This window comes from Pararhizobium antarcticum, from assembly GCF_001885585.1.
GTDB classification, from domain to species: Bacteria; Pseudomonadota; Alphaproteobacteria; order Rhizobiales; family Rhizobiaceae; genus Pararhizobium; species Pararhizobium antarcticum.
This window is the reverse complement of sequence record NZ_LSRP01000041.1, coordinates 1-1,849: the sequence shown is the minus strand read 5'-3', so window position 1 is coordinate 1,849 and position 1,849 is coordinate 1. Positions and strand designations below refer to the sequence as shown.

At 59.1% G+C, this 1,849-nt stretch carries 2 protein-coding genes; both read left to right on the top strand.

Annotation, left to right across the window (positions count from 1 at the left end):
• Window positions 1–323: 323 nt before the first annotated feature.
• Window positions 324–1,304 (top strand): 3'-5' exonuclease, encoded by a 981-nt coding sequence (locus AX760_RS04250; RefSeq protein WP_083531061.1) that lies wholly within the window; start codon window positions 324–326, stop codon window positions 1,302–1,304.
• Window positions 1,305–1,458: 154 nt separating this feature from the next.
• Window positions 1,459–1,605 (top strand): DUF1127 domain-containing protein, encoded by a 147-nt coding sequence (locus AX760_RS04245; RefSeq protein ID WP_071831757.1) that lies wholly within the window; start codon window positions 1,459–1,461, stop codon window positions 1,603–1,605.
• Window positions 1,606–1,849 lie beyond the last annotated feature (244 nt).

Sequence of the window (1,849 nt, the reverse complement as noted above, 5' to 3'; positions counted from 1 at the left end):
AATCCACACTGGCCCGCGCGCCGGGGGCTGTCGATCCCGGGTCCCGGCGTTGCCGTCGCTGTCCTGACCCTCCTGCGGCAACCCTTTTAACCGGTCTTGCGGGTGGCGAACGGCTTTCGCGATTTTCGCTCCATCTGGTATGCCCTTTCCTGTTCTGGACGCTGGCGCGTGGCTGATAAACCATCGCCGCGGCACACCGCCGCGATCAGTCGATCGGCAGGCCCAGCGCCAGCGTTTCGGTTTGCGCAGCAATGGGCAGGCTTGTTTTGCACGGAATGGCGTGTTTTGAGATTGTCATGGATAGCGGAGATACCAGCAACCGAATGGCAGAGCAGTTCGACATGTTTTCGGAGGCGGCCGGTGGAACCCGTCCAATCTCCCGTGACCGTGCAAAACCTGCCGCTCCTGAACAGCAATTTGTCACCATCACCGAGGACGAGATGGTCCGACAGTTGGCGCAGACAGGCCGCTACCGCATCCTGAAGAAACTCGAGCCACGCATGGTCGCGACAGTTGGCCGTCAAAAATACCCGCTCAGGGGCATCATCCTCGACACCGAGACGACCGGCCTCAGCGCCCGCAAGGATGAGATCATCGAGATTGGCGCAATCGCCTTCACCTTCGATGATGCCGGCCTCATCGGTGATGTCACCGGGATCTACGGCGGGCTTCGGCAGCCAAGCGTATGCATCCCTCCTGAGATTACCAAGCTGACCGGCATCACCAATGATATGGTGGCTGGACAGTCGATCGACATGGCAGCACTGCAGGCGTTGATCGAGCCCGCTGATCTGGTCATTGCCCACAATGCCGGCTTTGACAGGCCGTTTTGTGAGGCGTTTTCCCCAATATTCGACGGTAAGGCATGGGCGTGCTCGAATTCGGAGATCGACTGGTCAGCCCATGGATACGAAGGCACAAAGCTTGGCTATCTCATCGGGCAGGCAGGGTATTTTCATGAGGGTCATCGTGCTGTCGATGACTGTTTTGCTCTTCTGGAGGTGCTGGATCGTCAGGTTGACGGAACGGCGTCAACGGTTTTCGCCGAACTCTACCAGGCCAGCCAAAGATCGCGGGTGCGGATCTTCGCAGAAAACAGCCCCTTCGACATGAAAGACCATCTGAAGGCGCGCGGCTATCGCTGGTCCGACGGAAGTGAAGGTCGCCCCAAATCATGGTGGATCGAAGTTGGTGAAGAGGCGCTCGCCGATGAACTCCATTATCTCCGCACCGAAATCTACCGATATTCCGACGCCGATCCACCGATCAAACACTTGACCGCCGTTGATCGCTTCCGGGCCTGACCATCTATTGCCGACCCATGCTTCGCGCGCATGGCCGACCTGAGACCTTGTGGCTTATCGCAGGGCGACGATGAGCCTATATTCCAGTCATCGAAACGACGTTGGAACCAGAGCATGGTTGCTCGCGTCGAGAGCCTCACGAAAGGGGATCATCATGAACGTAGCACGCTCTTTCAACAACTGGCGCCAGTATCGTCAGACCGTGACCGAACTCGGCCGCATGTCCTCGCGCGAACTGCAGGACCTCGGCATCAACCGCGCCGACATCCACAGTGTCGCCCGCCGGTCGGTTGCTCGCTAACCGCTGCTCCAAGCTCACTTCGACTGACACCACGCCCGCTGATGACGCGGGCGTTTGTGTATCTGAGCGGTTGCCAAGGTTTTGACGGAGGAAATTCCGCCTCCCAGTATTGCCTTTTGTCAACGCCGGAGTAAAAACCGGCCAGGCGGCGGAGTAAAACCAGGCCACTTGCGGCGCACGCATGAGACCTCCGGGAGGGCGTAGCCCGAGCGGGGGTCTCATGCGTGCGCGTCGATGTTCTGAA